Below are 14,791 nucleotides of genomic sequence, written 5' to 3'. Positions count from 1 at the left end.
AACCTATGACAAAAAAACAAGGTCTAGAACAAGTCTAAACCTTGTTTTTCCTTCCCAATTTCTATCAGGAAGCCTCTTCTGAAAATTGACTATTATACAGATCAGCATAGAAGCCATTTTGTTTCATGAGTTCATCGTGATTTCCTTGCTCGATAATATTCCCATCTTTCATTACAAGAATTAAATCTGCATTGCGAATCGTGGACAAACGGTGAGCAATGACAAACGACGTACGCCCTTCCATGAGTTTATCCATTGCCTTTTGAATCAGTTCTTCTGTACGTGTATCGACAGAAGATGTTGCCTCATCAAGGATAAGGAGTGGGGCATCTTTTAAGAGAGCACGAGCAATGGTAATCAACTGACGTTGCCCGACAGACAAGGTCACAGTATCATCTAAAACCGTATCATATCCATTTGGCAAGGTTGTGATATAGTGATGTACTCCCACTGCTTTTGTAGCTGCTATAACAGCCTCATCCGAAATCCCTTTTTGGTTATATACTAAATTGTCTCGAATTGTACCTTCAAATAGCCAAGTATCTTGCAACACCATTGAAAATGCTTCATGCACTTCTGATCGTTTCATATTCTTGGTATCAACACCATCTATCTTGATTTGACCTTTATCAATTTCATAGAATTTCATCAAAAGGTTCACAATCGTTGTTTTTCCTGCACCTGTCGGTCCTACAATAGCAATTTTTTGTCCTGGTTTAGCTTTCGCAGAAAAATCATGGATAATGGTTTTTCCAGGTAAATACCCAAAGGAGACTGTATCAAAAACAACTTCTCCTCTAATGTTTTCCAGCTGTTTTTCTTTATAACTGTCGTTTTCCATCTCCTCTTCCGCTAAAAATTCAAAAACACGAGTCATAGCAGCGGCAGCTTGCTGGAGTGAAGTAATCCCCTGTGCTATTTGAGATAAGGGTTGCGAGAAGGTACGGACATAAACCATAAAGGCAACGATAATCCCCATGCTGATATGCCCTTGAAGTGCTAAAACAGCACCCACTACAACGACCAAAACATAACTAAAGTTCCCTATAAAAATCATGGCTGGCATCATGATTCCGGAAATAAATTGTGACTTCCATATACTATCATGCAAGTTATGATTGAGCTTTCTAAAGTTTGTTTTTGAAGTTTCAATAGCATTGTAACTCGTTACAACATTATGCCCTGAGTACATTTCTTCTACATACCCATTTACCTCCGCCAAATCTTTTTGTTGACTGACGAAAAAGACACTGGAACGTCCCGTAAGAAGCGAAATCATGAAAAATCCAAGTAAGGTAGAGACTACAGTTACCACAGCTAAAACCCAGTTCATCCAGAACATAGCGATTAGAACAACCACAAGAAGTAAACTGGAAGATAGGACCGTCCCTAAACTTTGATTGAGAGATTGGGCAACTGTATCCACATCGTTGGTCACCCGTGAGAGTGTATCCCCTTGCGAATGGCTGTCAAAATAATTTAAAGGAAGCTTATTAATTTTTTCTTCGATAGATGTTCTCAAACGTTTTGAAAACTTTTGAATATAAGTCGATATGATAAAGCCTTGCCCATAGTTAAACAAGATACCAAAACCATACAGTAAGGCTAGGGAAAACGCAATCCCAGAGATTGCAGTCAAATCCACTTCTGTCTCCATTCCTTCTTGAATGAGATTTGTAATTTTACTCAATAAGGTTGGACCATATACCGTAATCAGACTGGACACAAAAGCAAACACAAAAGCAATTAGTAAAGGCAGTTTAAATCCTTTCAGATAAGGCTGAACTTGTCGATAAAAGGAAGGTGTTGTATTTTTATTTTCCATTTTCCAATTCCTCCTTAGAAAGTTGTGAATAAGCAATTTCTTGATAAACTTCATTGCTTGCAAGAAGTTCTTTATGAGTTCCTTGTCCCACGACTTGACCTTGATCTAGAACCAAGATTTGATCTGCATCCATAATCGTTGAAATCCGTTGTGCGACAATTAACTTCGTCAAATCACTTGTTTTTTCTGCTAATTGTTGGCGAAGAATACGATCGGTTTTATAGTCAAGAGCTGAAAAAGAATCATCAAAAATTAAAATTTCTGGCTTCCGAGCAAGTGCTCGAGCAATAGCCAACCGTTGTCTTTGACCACCTGAAAAATTCTTGCCTCCTTGGGAAACTTCCAAAGCAAGTCCTGCTTCTTTTTCTTCTACAAATGTCTTAGCCTGAGCGAGTTCCAAAGCAGCCCACATTGCCTCTTCACTCAAAGGGCTTTCGCTGCTTTCACCGAAGTCTATATTACTCTTGATATCTCCAGAAAAAAGGACTGCACTTTGCGGAATATAGCCTACTCGATTACGCAATTCTTCAAGTTGATAATCCTGTACATTGACACCATCCACCAAAATTTCCCCTTGAGAAACATCATAAAAACGTGGAATTAAACTCACCAAACTGGATTTCCCAGAACCAGTCGAACCAATAAAGGCGACTGTCTCCCCTTTTTTAGCTGTAAAATTAACATTCTCAATCACTGGACTCGCAGTTGGAGCATAGCGGAAGGTCACATCTTTAAATACGACAGTTCCTCTGTTTTCTATCTCAGGAGTCTGAGGTATCTCCGGATTTTCAATTGAAGAATGTAAATCCAGAACTTGATTGATACGACGAGCAGAAACTAATGTTCTTGGTAATACCATAAAAAGTGCCCCCATAAGGAGAAAGCCCATCACCACTTGCATGGCATAAGACATAAAGACTACCATATCACTAAAAATGCTCAAACGACCACTAACAGCAGCACTATTGATCAAGTAAGCTCCAATCCAGTAAATTGCTAAAGTCAATCCACTCGAAATCCCTGTCATAATAGGATTCATAATCGCCATTAAACGATAAACAAAGAGGTTCAGTTTTGTCACTTCATCATTAGCAGACGCAAACTTATCATCTTGGTAATCCTCTGCATTGTAGGCACGAACAACTCGAATCCCCATCAACCCTTCTCGAGTAACCGCATTTAACTTATCTGTCAAAGTCTGGATAAGCGATTGCTTCGGAAAGGCGAGTGTCATCAAAACTGTTGTCATCAGGACATTCACCACGACTGCAACAACAACGGCCATCAACCAATGCTCTGATTTTCCCAGAATTTTACTCAAGGCCCAAATCGCCATAATTGGCCCCCGCGTAACCACTTGAAGCCCCATCGTGATCATCGTCTGAACTTGAGTAATATCATTTGTTGTCCGTGTTAATAAACTAGGAATTGAAAACTGTTTCACTTCTGATTGGGAATAATCCAACACACGATTAAACACATCTTCTCGAAGATTTGTCGTAAAGGAAGCTGCAACGCGAGAAGCAAAGTATCCAACTGTCACAGAAGATAAAAAGGCAAACAAGGATAAGAAGACCATCCAAAGGGCTGGCTGCCATAAATCAGATAAAACCGTATTTTCTGTGCCTAAAAGCTCTGTAATTTTGGAAATGTAGGTCGGCACTTCCAATTCCAAATAGACCGTCAAGCAAGTAAAGAAGACCGCACTTAGCATCATAGCCCACTCTCTTTTTGTCAGACGTTTAAATAATTGAATCATCACTTGTCCTTCTTTCTAAATTATCACGAAACTTATCTAAAACCTTCTGGAAGGTCACGAGCTCCTCCTCCGTCACTCCTTCTAAGATACAACGATCCATCTCATCATAAAATGTTTTGATAATAGCCATTTTTTCTTTTGCCGTCTTTGTCAAGTATACATACTTGGCTCTTTTATCACTTTGGCTGGCCTCTGTATAAATCAAATCATTTTGCTCCATTCGTTTGATAAGATTAGAAGCAACAGACTTTGAAATCTGTAAGCGAGATTCAATATCCTTGATAAAGGTTTTTTCATCCTTTGATTCACGATGACTCAGGATATGCAAGACTTGACCTTGTGGTCCAGCCAGATAGTCTATCCCTTGCTGCTTAGATAACCTTGTGCCGAGACGTCCCACACTATGCATGAAACGTTTTAATTCAAACAAGGGTCTTTCCATATTATTCTCCTTTCTAAACTAGTTCTCAAGAGAACTATAAACTCCTCATGAGAACTAGTTTATCAAATTTCAAGCAAAAGTCAAGAAAAAAGTTCTCAAGAGAACTTTTTTGACATAATTAATAATGAAAGTAGGGAAGAACACCAAGAAAAAAAGGGGGGAGCCACCCCGAACAGTTAATTCGATCATCTTTAAAATCCGAAAACAAACAAACTAATTGACTACTTCATGATACAACTATTCCTATTTTTTATTGAAGAATGGACACTTTTGGTCCAATCTCATTATTAAAAATCAGAGTCATTTGGTACAGTAGTAACTTATCCTGTATAATCGAACTTTCTATAGTAAAAAATTACTGAATAACACTAAAAAAAATTGAACAATATTCCCCAAAAAAGGGCAAATACGTAACCTGCCACTACATCTCTAGGATAATGAACTCCACCTACTACACGCACAAGTCCTAAAAGAGCCGAGAAAAAAAGACAAAAAATTCCAAGTTCCATTGAGTACCAAAAAACCACCATAGAAATAATAGTTGCAGAAAAAACATGACGGCTAGGAAAAGACTGTCCTTTTGTTTCCTTTGAAAATAACGGATGAATGAACTCTCGCTCATAGGGACGTTCTTGGTTCATCCAAAATCTAACGACAGACAGAACAATAAAGCCAGAAGCGGGTACTACTATATCTCTCAGAAGTAAAAAACTGTCTCCCCCTAATCCTCTTAAAAGCAAAACTACTAGATAGGACAGCCCCATAAATAATGGAAAAAGGCAATTATATATCCTTATAAGCTTTAGAAAACGGGGATGTGCTCTCATGTAACTCGCCATTTTCCCATACCATTCACTATAGTTCTTCATACTTTCCCTCATAAATTTTCATCATGACTGTTAGCAACTTACCTTTTGCTAACTAATTCTCTATCCAGACTCTGGCTAGTCCCACCATTAGTAGTGGGGCATTCTAAACTCAGACAAAAGACCTCTAAATGTTCTTTTCATCCAATTTCTTAGTATAAACCAAAAAGGAAAGCATGCAAGACACACTTTCCAATTTAAAAGTGACGAGTCTTAGAATGAAATTGTAAAGCAGTCTGTTTTAAAGCAAACTAGTAAGAAGCTAAGCAAGATTCTCTCAACAGCCTAGTCCCTAAAGACTAGTCCCTTCTGTTCAGCACTAACCCCACGCTCTCCTACTAAAACGATTTCCATCTTGCGACGAATGTCATGTTTTCCCTGCAAGGCAGCGCAAGCATAAATGGCTTCAAAAAAGACAGCAGCAAGATGACCATCAATCTCTAAAAACTCGTAAAATCCCAATCTTCCTAGAGCTAATTGGATACTGTCGTTACTGAGGATTCGCTCTAAGATCGTCAATTTGGGGAAATACTCTGCAATCGCATACGTCAACAAACCCTTACCACGAACAGCTAGACTAGACAAAGGATAGGAATTTTTTCCCAAATCAACCCCACGTAACTCCAATTGTTGAAGGTAAAAATTGAGGTGGTTTTGCATCAGTTTCTCTGCCAAATCACTTGAAAAATCTCCTGAAATCACAGAAACATCTAAGGGTTCTAAATTATCTTTAACCGTCTTTTTTACAGCTCTTTCTTCTACGAACTGACGGAGTTCTCTTGTATCCATCACTTCGTCGGAATGGGACAATTTATTGACATCATATTCAAAAACTAAATCCTTAGGAAAAATTTCATGTTCATTGGTAAAGGTGTTGGTTGCTTCGATATCCTCCTCAAGACGAGCAGCAAAAGAACGTAAAAAACCTTCTTTATCCTTCTCTTTCAGTTCTTTCACGACTAATTTCCCATTTTCTAAAATGACATAGGCATCAATGTCGGTCATCCGCGTAATTGTGTCTGTCGTAATTTGTCGTACATAACCGAAACGTTTCGCTAGAACTCCTACAGGAAAAAAACCAGGTAATATAACTTTCCCAAGTTCATCATTTTCAACAACTTTTACAAAAACCATTTTTTCTTCCTCCACTTCTTCAAATTGACTCGTATCGATATGATAAAAATTTTTTATATACTCCGACATTTCCTCCCAAGGCTGTTGCCGATCCGGTTTAGAAGTCGTATGCCAACACCTACAAGCCCAACAAAAATAAGCTCGCACAATATCACCATTTCCAAATTTAATGGCATTCAAGGCCTTCTCTTCACTCTCATAACGAAGTTTCGTTCGATAAGCTGCGGGACAAAATACACTGTTAACAGCATGTATTTCACGATTTTTTTGTAAATGATGATACCCCATTTTTTTCACCTCCTTCACGGTCTCATTTCAAGACTATTATATCACAAATAGACAGAAGTAGATTTTTAAGACAGGGAGAATATTTCTATTCGACTACTTTAAAAAAACAGAGATAACCCTTCCTTTTAAACAAATAAAAAAGAGAGGAACCCCCCCTCTTTTCTAATTAATCTTCGTTTACGAAAGGCATCAAAGCCATAACACGAGCACGTTTGATTGCAGTTGTTACTTTACGTTGGTTCTTAGCTGAAGTTCCTGTTACACGACGTGGAAGGATTTTTCCACGTTCTGAAACGAAACGGCTAAGAAGCTCAGTATCTTTGTAATCAACATATTCAATCTTGTTTGCTGCGATGTAATCAACTTTTTTACGGCGTTTGAATCCGCCACGACGTTGTTGAGCCATGTTTATTTCTCCTTTATATATTTCAAGTGTCCATTAAAATGGTAGATCATCATCTGAAATTTCCATTGGATTGGTTACTCCAAATGGATTTTCATCACGAGAGAAGTTTGGTACTTGGTTTGAAGGTTCTGAATTTCCAAAACTTGGTGTAGCATTCCCTCCAAAGTTATTACCTTGTTGGTATCCGCTATTTCCAGATGCTTGTCCTTCACGACTAGCACGACTTTCCAATAATTGGAAACTATCTGCCACAACCTCCGTAACATAGACACGTTGTCCTTGCTGATTGTCGTAATTACGAGTCTGAATACGACCTGTAATTCCGATAAGAGCTCCTTTTTTAGCCCAATTCGCAAGATTTTCAGCTTGCTGGCGCCAAATTACACAGTTAATAAAATCTGCTTCACGTTCACCATTTTGGCTACGGAAGTTACGATTCACAGCAAGTGAAAACGTCGCAACAGCCTGATTTTGTGGTGTGTAGCGTAACTCAGCATCCCGAGTCATACGCCCTACAAGTACAACATTGTTAATCATAGAGTAACCTTCTTACGCGTCTACTTTAACGATCATGTGACGAAGAATGTCACCGTTGATTTTTGATAAACGATCAAACTCTTTAAGAGCTACGTCATCATTTGCTTCAACGTTCACGATGTGGTAAAGTCCTTCACGGAAATCTTGGATTTCGTATGCAAGACGACGTTTTTCCCAATCTTTTGATTCAACAACAGTTGCACCGTTGTCAGTCAAAATAGAGTCAAAACGTGCTACCAAAGCGTTTTTCGCTTCTTCTTCAATGTTTGGACGAATAATATAAAGAATTTCGTATTTAGCCATTGATATGTTCCTCCTTTTGGTCTAATGACCCCAAGTCTTTGCAAGGGGTAAGTGAGGTTTACTCACAAGAATTAATTATACTAGATTTTTTCATTTATATCAAGAAGAAGCCGCACTTTTTTAAAATTTGTTTGCTCAACAAGGAACAATTACTGGTCTTAATAGACAAATCTGGATCTTTCATCTTTCAACTAGCCCAACACTTTCTACAAAACGTAGAAAGGCTGCCTGTCCTTGCTCCGTCTGCTTGTAAACTCCCGCGTCCTCCAGAACACGCGCAAAGATGTTCCCAACAGAAGCCTTAACGATTTCAAGGGCTTTGTCTTTGTCACTCAGGTCTGGATGTTGGGCTTTGAGTTGGTCTGCCCATTCCTGATGATAGTCGGCAACTATATCACCATCTCCCACGAGGTAGCTAGCAACTTGCTCCACTTCCGCTTTCAGACGTGGTGGCAAGATTGCCAAGCCCATGACCTCAATCAAGCCGATATTTTCCTTCTTGATATGTTGAACATCCTTGTGGGGATGATAGATACCTTCAGGATGCTCCGGCGATGTCTGATTGTCCCGCAAGACCAAGTCCAACTCAAACTGACCAGCTCGTTTACGGGCGATGGGGGTAATAGTGTGGTGCGAGAACCCGTCTGTCTCCGCCAAAATCTGCACACTTGGGTCCGAATACTGGCGCCAAGCCTGCAAAATCTTATCAGCCAAGTTGATCAGGTCTTCCTTGGAATCCGAGCTTAAGCGAAGAACAGACATGGGCCAATGAACAATCCCAGCCTTGACCTGTTCAAACCCTACAAAAGAGAAAGTCTTTTGCAGAGGAGCCTCTTCCATAGGAAACACGTGGCGGCCTCCCTGATAGTGGTCATGGGTGAGAATAGAGCCCCCCACGATGGGCAGATCAGCATTGGACCCTGCAAAATAGCCTGGGAACTGCTCTACGATCGCCAACAGACGCTCAAAACTCTGACGGCTAATAGCCATAGGGCGGTGTTGACTATCTAAAAAGATACAGTGCTCATTAAAGTAGGCATAAGGTGAATACTGGAAGCCCCACTCCTGACCAGAAATGTCAAACCGGATGATGCGGTGGTTGCTACGAGCCGGGTGGTTGGCCCGACCTTGATAACCTTCATTTTCCATACAAAGTTGACACTGGGGGTAGTTGCTAGCTTGTACCAACTTGGCCGCAGCTATTTCTTTCGGATCCTTTTCAGGTTTAGAGAGATTGATGGTAATCTCTAGTTCTCCGTAGTCAGATGGGACACGATAAGCGATATTTTTAGCAATGGCCTTGAGTTTGATGTAGTCATTTTTCTGGCTAAGTTGGTAAAAATCCGCTATCGCTTGCTCGGGAGTTTGGGCATAGGTTGTCCAGAAGTCACGATTAACCTGACTTGGACAAGGGGTTAATAAATTCATCAGTTCAGCACCCAGAATTTCCCGCGCAGTCTGACTATCCTCAATCGTCTCGAATCGAACCGCCTCCTCAACTAGCTGGTCCTTGAGGTCAATCACATCATCCAGATCCGTCTCAATTTCTAAAACACCTTCACCAACCAGTGCCAAGACACGATTGGTTAGATAGATTCGATCCATTTCCTCAAAGCTACTTTTTGCAATGACTTTCGTGATAAATGCATCTAGGACTCCCTGACTCATTGATTCTCCTTCTTACTTTCTAAATAGTCTCTAACGGCATCTAAATCCTGAAAAACTTGTTCTGTTTTATTTAAGAAAGACTGTGCTGGCATTTTTAAGTCTGGAATACAAATAACTGGTATCCCAGCTCTATACGCTGCTTCAATTCCTGCTTCACTATCCTCTAATACTAAGCAATTCTCTGGTAAAACATTCAAATCGCTACAAGCCTTTAAAAATATATCTGGGTAAGGCTTGCTTCGCTTTACATCTTTGACAAAAACTAGATAGTCAAATAGGGACAGTATCCCGTTGCTATTCAAAATCATTCTAGCTCGAGATTCAACACTTGAAGTTGCTAAGGCGATTGGAATGCCCTCTGTTTTCAAAAAAGTAAGCAAATTTTTAGCACCTTTTTTTAAATGAACACCTTGGGCTAAGATTAGAGCTTCTAGTTCATAAACTTTTTCCAAGGTTTGGTCAAAGTTCCAAGGTAAATCATAGGTATCCAAAAATCGTTGAACATTCTCCTCTTCCCTATGGCCACTGTATTCTCTGGAATATATTTCTTCTGTGAAAGGAATCCCAAAATCTCCAAGTAATTCTTGATAAACTTTTAAAGAAATAATCTCCGTATCAGCCAATAGTCCATCTAAATCAAAAATCACCGCTTTCATACTCTTCTCCTAATCAAGGACACGAGTGCCACCTGAAACTTCAGCGATATAGAAGCTTGGAGCATATCCAATTACTTCCTCGTAGCGCTTACCTACAGCTTCCTTAAAGTCTTCAACGGCAACTTTTTGAACCAAGGCAATGGCACAGCCACCAAATCCTGCCCCTGTCATACGAGCACCGAGAACACCTTCCTGAGCCCAAGCAGTATGAACAAGGGTGTCCAATTCCAAACCTGTTACTTCATAGTCATGCTCCAGAGAGACGTGAGAAGCATTCATCAAGCGACCAAATGTTTCCAAATCTCCTGCTTGAAGGGCTGCTTGCGCTTTAAGAGTACGTTGGTTTTCAAGCACAGCATGGCGAGCCCGTTTTAAGTGATTTCCGTCTTTAATCAGATAGCTGTATTGGTCAAAGGCCCACTCGTCCAATTCACCCAAGGTTTGAATTTCTAAGGCTACTTGCAATTCTTCTACTGCTTTTTCACACTCAGCACGACGTTCATTGTATTTAGAGTCTGCTAGTTCACGGCGTTTGTTGGTATTCATGATAACCACGACATTGTCCTTCAAATCAAGTGGCACCAAGTCGTACTCCAAGGTATTGGTATCTAGGTAAATGGCACGTTGGTCAGCTCCCATCCCGATTGCAAACTGGTCCATGATACCAGAGTTGACTCCGATAAAGTTGTTCTCTGTTTGTTTTCCAATTTTAACCAAATCCAAACGGTCTAATTTTAAATCAAAGAGATGCTCTGCCACAACACCAGTCAAAAGTTCCAAGGATGCTGATGAGGACAAGCCGGCACCATTTGGGATATTCCCATAAACATAAAAATCAAACCCTTTGTCAATCACGTGCCCAGCTTCTTGCAAGAAATGAAGAACCCCTTTTGGATAGTTGGTCCAGCTGTGCTCTTTTTCAAACTTAAGGTCAGCTAGAGGCACTTCGATGATGCCCTTGTCCTCAAAGTTAGCTGAGTAGAAACGCAAAACTTGGTCGTCTCTCTTGCGAGCTGCTCCGTATGTTCCCAAGGAAATCGCCGCTGGAAATACGTGCCCACCGTTGTAGTCTGTGTGTTCCCCAATTAGATTGATCCGTCCTGGTGAAAAGAAAGTTTGGTCTGCTTCTTGACCAAAAACTGTTTGGAACTGCTGACGTAATTCTGTATTCGTAAATGACATAAGAACCTCTTTCTGCTTTTTTGTAAGCGTTTTATTTATTTTATTTTAATATTTTTGATATAGCAAGTCAAGTTCATATAATAAATTATGGATAGAAAATTTACCATTGAAGTAACTCTTATTGGGAGCATGGTGCAAAACGACCGAACGCACTTCCAAAATGATTTTTTACCATTTCCTAAATACTGGCACTTTCTATCTTCCTACATTTTCTCCTACAGACATATCTCTATTTGTAAAATTCCTGCAACTCCGACTTTCCTTCTAAGTAAGATACACCTGTCGATTTTTATCCGCCAAAGTAGCCTATACAAGCCAGAGTAACTTAGACACTACTTCCCCACAATCCAATCATTTTAAAACAAATACGGTTAGCATCCAAAGCAACCGTTCCATTAACACAAAAAACCTAGTTTCTCGTCATTCAACGTTGAAACTAAGTTTTTTTATCAATCTAGTTCTAAGCTAAAGTTCCTTTTGAAGCTCTTTAGATAAGACACGATAACCAGCAACCGTCAGATGGAGCCCGTCTGTTGTATACTTTTCCGCCAGTTGACCATGTTCATCTAAGAAAGATGCAAACACATCTACAAAATCAACATTATGATAAGCTTGACATAAATCATGGTAAGCTTGATTTAAAGATTGGATTTTCTGATTTGTACGAACATAAACCGTAGATTCATACTTTTCTTCCTCGCTAACTGGCAAAACTGAAAGTAATTTTATCTGTGCTAAGGGATAATCCCGACTAATTGCTTGGAAAATTGCTTCTAAATTTCCTAACGTTTCTTCTTGAGGAACCTCTTTTCCAATGTCATTTGTACCAATCAGTAGGATAATTTTATCCACTGCTGTTCCAAAAAGATGGGCGTCTAAATGATCCCTCAAAAGATCTGTTTTGTAACCACGAATTCCTCGATTAACCATATATTTACAGGTGTCCAGTAACTCATAAATTGGATAATATTCTATAATAGAGTCTCCAATAAATAAAATATCCGGTTCCCTCAAAGGGGCTTGATTTAAGGCACGATAGCTCGCCTGGATTTTTTCCTGCTCTTTTAAAAGCCAATTTTCTAATAACTGTACTGCCATTCTATCTCCTTTTCTCATCATAGCGCCGTTTGAACACGAATTACAAGCCTAGATACTCTTCCAATACTTGGTAAACTCCCCCTTGATGGTTGGGAGGCGCTTGGTAATTTGCCAATTTTTTCAGGGATTCTTCCGCATTTTCCATAGCATAGGCATAGCCCGCAAGTTCTAACAATTCCTTGTCGTTAGCACTATCACCAAAGGCCATAACTTGATCGGCTGTCACACCCCACTCTTCCATCAGTTGCTGCAGCCCCCAAGCCTTATGGACACCAGATTGTAACAGGTCCATACTGCCGTAGCCGCTAGAAACAGCTGTAATTCTTCCTGCAAAATGGCGCTCAACTTCGCTGGTAATTCTATCTAGCCTCTCTAATCCGACCACTAGGCTCATCTTAAGAACTCCATCAAATAAATCAGGATGAAATTCTTCTACAAAATTCAAACGCTTGTAAAATGCTTGAGCCTGCTCCGGTGTCATAAACTGATCGATACTAGAAAATTGGGTTCCTTCCTTTACAAATCCACCATTAAGTGTTGAAACAACCAATTGGTCAGTCGTTTCTCTCCCACGAAAAAAAGACAAACCCTGTTTAACCAAATCATCCTCCCAGCATTTATACGCAATCAATTGATTTCCCTTAAAAAGCCGAGCGCCATTAGCTACCACCAGAGCAACCCGCTCAATCAGAGGACCTAAGAGAAGGCGCATGCGATTGATTTCATTTCCCGTCGCAATCACAAAATGAATACCTCGTTTATCTAGCTCATCAAGAATACGCTCTAAACGCGGTAAATCTAGTTGTCCCGTACCATCTAAGAGAGTACCATCCATATCTGTTGCAATCAATTTAATCATAAAAATCTAACCTTTCCCTTTCAAAGGGTGCAAAACCCAAGTAGGGTGTGCATCTCAAATCCTATCTAGCTTTTTCTATTATAACATGGAATCACTAAAGTAAACGTGTCAATTCTGACACTACCTTGTATTCCTTATCAAACAAGTCAACAGCATAATCTGACTTGAAACGAAATACAGAAACTAGCCCTCTGTATCAGAATCAAAAAGCAATCATAAATGCGTATATTCAATAGTACTCTACATCTAGATAGTTACAAAATCTTCAAATTCCATGACAATTACCTTATTGTTGGATTGTTATCATTTTTTATTCCATCATCCATCTTATTTTCAAACTTAGTATCAAAATAAGAAAAAAACAGGCAAAAACCTGCTTTAAGGTTTTCAGCCTTCCTTCTCATTTTCAGGAGAAATTAACCCTAATCCTTAAAATTAGATAGTAAATCAATGAAATTTTATGTTTCAATTGAGACCACAAATCCTCCTTTTTCCCTGATGGGGTTCTTCCGAAAATTGTTTTTGTGAATGATTTTATTGATTGAAGACCTCGTTGCAAAAATTCCAAAGCTCGTTTCAAACGTGAGTTTTCAGCTCGTAACAATTCATTTTCGTGTCGGTAACCGATCAGATTGTCTTCTAATCGTGAAACCGCCTTCCTTAGCTCATTTTTCTCTTGATTTAATAACCGCATTTTTTTATCTGCACTGAAATACGCATTTTCAGCGTTTCTGATACGTTTTCGAAGTTCTGCCGTCCTTTTTTATCTACCCTTTCTTCTAAAAGCTCGTCAGCGAGCTCCTGGGCTTTCTCAGCGGTATCTTGAGCAAATGTTCTCTTGATACTAGCCTTAAGACTTGTTTTTTCAACCACTTTAATATTGTCAAAATAAAGTAGAACCGGATGACCAGCTCTACCTCTTACGTATAAAACTCAAGGCTATATTAAAACAATATGCAATGATTATTGAGTAAAATGTAAGTTTTAAAAAAAGGGGATATGTTAATTTATTGCTAAAATAAGCTATTGATGTCAGGATTAGAAGAGAGAGACAAAATAATGATAGTTTATTTTTAAACCCACGCATTTATTCGACCATTGTTTCGATAGAAGTCTCTAGCATCAATAAATTGAGCGAGTGCATATCCCACATTGTAATAGATGTTAATTACAGAGAAAGCTGCTCCTAACAAACCTCTAGAAGTATATGGACTTACAGCTTTATAAGCAATATCTCGCATTTGTTCTTCAGCCAAATCGGGATAGAGTGTTTTATTTGCTTGTATAAGAGCTTCAATCTCTTCATCAGATATTTCTAGTGGTTTTGAAAGTTGTTGATCAATCTCAACCATATATTGTTCTACTTGTTGTTCCTGTGTCACCTTATACATTTCATTGGCATATACAACTGATGGAACAGTATTTATAACAACGAATAACGAGGTAACAAGTGCGACAATAATACGCTTTAGACTTTTCATAAGAAACCGCTTTCTGCTATTAAGTTGTTGCGTCCACTAGAGTTAGTTTAGGTAATATATTGTTTCCGATATTTATGCTTCTCCTTTCCAACCTAAACGAACTATTTTCGCTTTCATTATAACATAAAACGTAGTGATTTTACCAAAAAAGCAAGCGCTCACAACAAGCGGGGGCACTTCCCAAATTGCCACCATTTTTTGTGCTCTAAAAGAAGAGTTTTTTCTTTGTTTTCTCGTGATAGATCTAGAGTTAATATCTGCTGGTTCTTCAACAACTCCTGCAAATT

15 protein-coding genes are annotated in these 14,791 nt (G+C 39.2%); all 15 read right to left on the bottom strand.

Going from position 1 to position 14,791, the window contains the following annotated elements; genetic code table 11:
• Positions 1-64 precede the first annotated feature (64 nt).
• The gene (locus STRDD10_RS03910; RefSeq protein ID WP_067193291.1) at positions 65-1,825 is read right to left on the bottom strand and encodes an ABC transporter ATP-binding protein; all 1,761 of its coding nucleotides are present in this window, start codon (positions 1,823-1,825) and stop codon (positions 65-67) included.
• Positions 1,815-3,584 carry an ABC transporter ATP-binding protein gene (locus STRDD10_RS03905; RefSeq protein WP_067193289.1) on the bottom strand — a complete coding sequence of 590 codons (1,770 nt, stop codon included), beginning with the start codon at positions 3,582-3,584 and terminating at the stop codon, positions 1,815-1,817. Before STRDD10_RS03905 ends, STRDD10_RS03910 begins: the two co-directional genes overlap by 11 nt.
• Positions 3,568-4,026 carry a MarR family winged helix-turn-helix transcriptional regulator gene (locus STRDD10_RS03900; RefSeq protein WP_067193288.1) on the bottom strand — a complete coding sequence of 153 codons (459 nt, stop codon included), beginning with the start codon at positions 4,024-4,026 and terminating at the stop codon, positions 3,568-3,570. The genes STRDD10_RS03905 and STRDD10_RS03900 overlap by 17 nt, the downstream gene beginning before the upstream one ends.
• Before the next feature lie 368 nt (positions 4,027-4,394).
• Positions 4,395-4,895: a phosphatase PAP2 family protein gene (locus tag STRDD10_RS03895; protein ID WP_067193286.1), complete on the bottom strand. Its 501-nt coding sequence runs from the start codon at positions 4,893-4,895 to the stop codon at positions 4,395-4,397.
• A gap of 282 nt (positions 4,896-5,177) precedes the next feature.
• Positions 5,178-6,314: a hypothetical protein gene (locus STRDD10_RS03890; RefSeq protein WP_067193284.1), complete on the bottom strand. Its 1,137-nt coding sequence runs from the start codon at positions 6,312-6,314 to the stop codon at positions 5,178-5,180.
• 166 nt (positions 6,315-6,480) lie between these two features.
• The gene (gene rpsR, locus STRDD10_RS03885) at positions 6,481-6,720 is read right to left on the bottom strand and encodes a 30S ribosomal protein S18 (protein WP_000068664.1); all 240 of its coding nucleotides are present in this window, start codon (positions 6,718-6,720) and stop codon (positions 6,481-6,483) included.
• Between the two features lie 33 nt (positions 6,721-6,753).
• The gene (locus STRDD10_RS03880) at positions 6,754-7,257 is read right to left on the bottom strand and encodes a single-stranded DNA-binding protein (RefSeq protein ID WP_067193283.1); all 504 of its coding nucleotides are present in this window, start codon (positions 7,255-7,257) and stop codon (positions 6,754-6,756) included.
• A 12-nt stretch (positions 7,258-7,269) separates the two neighbouring features.
• Positions 7,270-7,560, bottom strand: coding sequence for a 30S ribosomal protein S6 (gene rpsF, locus STRDD10_RS03875; RefSeq protein WP_067193281.1), 291 nt, complete (start codon positions 7,558-7,560; stop codon positions 7,270-7,272).
• A 180-nt stretch (positions 7,561-7,740) separates the two neighbouring features.
• The gene (locus STRDD10_RS03870; RefSeq protein ID WP_067193279.1) at positions 7,741-9,228 is read right to left on the bottom strand and encodes a UDP-glucose--hexose-1-phosphate uridylyltransferase; all 1,488 of its coding nucleotides are present in this window, start codon (positions 9,226-9,228) and stop codon (positions 7,741-7,743) included.
• Positions 9,225-9,884, bottom strand: coding sequence for an HAD family hydrolase (locus STRDD10_RS03865; protein WP_067193277.1), 660 nt, complete (start codon positions 9,882-9,884; stop codon positions 9,225-9,227). Before STRDD10_RS03865 ends, STRDD10_RS03870 begins: the two co-directional genes overlap by 4 nt.
• A 9-nt stretch (positions 9,885-9,893) precedes the next feature.
• On the bottom strand, positions 9,894-11,066 hold the full coding sequence (locus STRDD10_RS03860; RefSeq protein WP_067193276.1) for a galactokinase: 1,173 nt from the start codon (positions 11,064-11,066) through the stop codon (positions 9,894-9,896).
• A gap of 465 nt (positions 11,067-11,531) precedes the next feature.
• Positions 11,532-12,164, bottom strand: coding sequence for an SGNH/GDSL hydrolase family protein (locus tag STRDD10_RS03855; protein WP_067193274.1), 633 nt, complete (start codon positions 12,162-12,164; stop codon positions 11,532-11,534).
• A gap of 40 nt (positions 12,165-12,204) precedes the next feature.
• Positions 12,205-13,023, bottom strand: a complete 819-nt coding sequence (locus STRDD10_RS03850; protein ID WP_067193273.1) for a Cof-type HAD-IIB family hydrolase — start codon at positions 13,021-13,023, stop codon at positions 12,205-12,207.
• 1,073 nt (positions 13,024-14,096) lie between these two features.
• Entirely contained in the window at positions 14,097-14,504 is a 408-nt protein-coding gene (locus STRDD10_RS03835; RefSeq protein ID WP_067193268.1) for a hypothetical protein, read from the bottom strand.
• A 72-nt stretch (positions 14,505-14,576) separates the two neighbouring features.
• A partial coding sequence (locus STRDD10_RS11095) for a hypothetical protein (RefSeq protein WP_197458298.1) occupies positions 14,577-14,791 on the bottom strand: 215 nt, incomplete at its 5' end.

The sequence above is a fragment of the Streptococcus sp. DD10 genome (assembly GCF_001578805.1).
Taxonomy (GTDB): Bacteria; Bacillota; Bacilli; order Lactobacillales; family Streptococcaceae; genus Streptococcus.
This window is presented reverse-complemented; position numbering and strand designations above follow the sequence as displayed.

Bases quoted from the DNA above. Each gene is read 5' to 3' on its own strand.
- STRDD10_RS03910 (WP_067193291.1), bottom strand. From the start codon at position 1,825: ATGGAAAATAAAAATACAACACCTTCCTTTTATCGACAAGTTCAGCCT.
- STRDD10_RS03905 (WP_067193289.1), bottom strand. From the start codon at position 3,584: ATGATTCAATTATTTAAACGTCTGACAAAAAGAGAGTGGGCTATGATG.
- STRDD10_RS03900 (WP_067193288.1), bottom strand. From the start codon at position 4,026: ATGGAAAGACCCTTGTTTGAATTAAAACGTTTCATGCATAGTGTGGGA.
- STRDD10_RS03895 (WP_067193286.1), bottom strand. From the start codon at position 4,895: ATGAAGAACTATAGTGAATGGTATGGGAAAATGGCGAGTTACATGAGA.
- STRDD10_RS03890 (WP_067193284.1), bottom strand. From the start codon at position 6,314: ATGGGGTATCATCATTTACAAAAAAATCGTGAAATACATGCTGTTAAC.
- rpsR (WP_000068664.1), bottom strand. From the start codon at position 6,720: ATGGCTCAACAACGTCGTGGCGGATTCAAACGCCGTAAAAAAGTTGAT.
- STRDD10_RS03880 (WP_067193283.1), bottom strand. From the start codon at position 7,257: ATGATTAACAATGTTGTACTTGTAGGGCGTATGACTCGGGATGCTGAG.
- rpsF (WP_067193281.1), bottom strand. From the start codon at position 7,560: ATGGCTAAATACGAAATTCTTTATATTATTCGTCCAAACATTGAAGAA.
- STRDD10_RS03870 (WP_067193279.1), bottom strand. From the start codon at position 9,228: ATGAGTCAGGGAGTCCTAGATGCATTTATCACGAAAGTCATTGCAAAA.
- STRDD10_RS03865 (WP_067193277.1), bottom strand. From the start codon at position 9,884: ATGAAAGCGGTGATTTTTGATTTAGATGGACTATTGGCTGATACGGAG.
- STRDD10_RS03860 (WP_067193276.1), bottom strand. From the start codon at position 11,066: ATGTCATTTACGAATACAGAATTACGTCAGCAGTTCCAAACAGTTTTT.
- STRDD10_RS03855 (WP_067193274.1), bottom strand. From the start codon at position 12,164: ATGGCAGTACAGTTATTAGAAAATTGGCTTTTAAAAGAGCAGGAAAAA.
- STRDD10_RS03850 (WP_067193273.1), bottom strand. From the start codon at position 13,023: ATGATTAAATTGATTGCAACAGATATGGATGGTACTCTCTTAGATGGT.
- STRDD10_RS03835 (WP_067193268.1), bottom strand. From the start codon at position 14,504: ATGAAAAGTCTAAAGCGTATTATTGTCGCACTTGTTACCTCGTTATTC.